The sequence below is a fragment of the Haloferax sp. Atlit-4N genome, assembly GCF_003383025.1.
Taxonomy (GTDB): domain Archaea; phylum Halobacteriota; class Halobacteria; order Halobacteriales; family Haloferacaceae; genus Haloferax; species Haloferax gibbonsii.
Window position 1 is genome coordinate 1 of record NZ_PSYY01000052.1, and the last position, 554, is coordinate 554.

The window sequence follows — 554 nt, forward strand, 5'->3', positions numbered from 1 at the left end:
CATCGAGTCCAAGGAGGCGGCTGACAAGACCGCTCGCTCGTTCGTTGGCCTGGGCGACAGCCTGAACGACGGCAAGACTTCCCTCGGCGACTGGATCAGGGAGATGGCGTCCTCGGCGGACGCGCTCAACAACTTCACCGCGAACTCGCGCCGCGCTGCTAAGCGCGGCCTGGACGATGGGCTGATCCGCTCCTTGCAGGCGGCGGGCGAAGAGGGCGCGCGACGGATGCGCCAGCTCGCCAACGGCACCAAGGGGTCGATCGACGACGCCAACGCTGCGTTCCGCAAGGGCGAGAGGGCCATCGAGCGGTACAACAACTACAAGGTGCCCCCGAAGGTGGTCAAGGCCGACGTCAGCAATGCGATGGCGGGCTTCCTCGGCGTCGACCGCTACCTGGCCACCCTTGGCGGCAAGACGGAGACGACCTACGTCAACACCGTCCGCACTGTCACCGGCCCGCAGGGCGCGGCGGTGTTCAGCCAGAACGCGTACGGCGACGTCAAGGATCGGCACAACCCCGAGATCGCCCCGGGCGGCGCAATGCGCATCTGGG

Annotated in this window: 1 protein-coding gene; it reads left to right on the top strand. The window is 67.7% G+C overall.

The features are described from left to right. Positions 1 to 554: hypothetical protein (locus C5C07_RS21445; RefSeq protein ID WP_158546622.1), on the top strand; the 554-nt coding region annotated here is incomplete at both ends.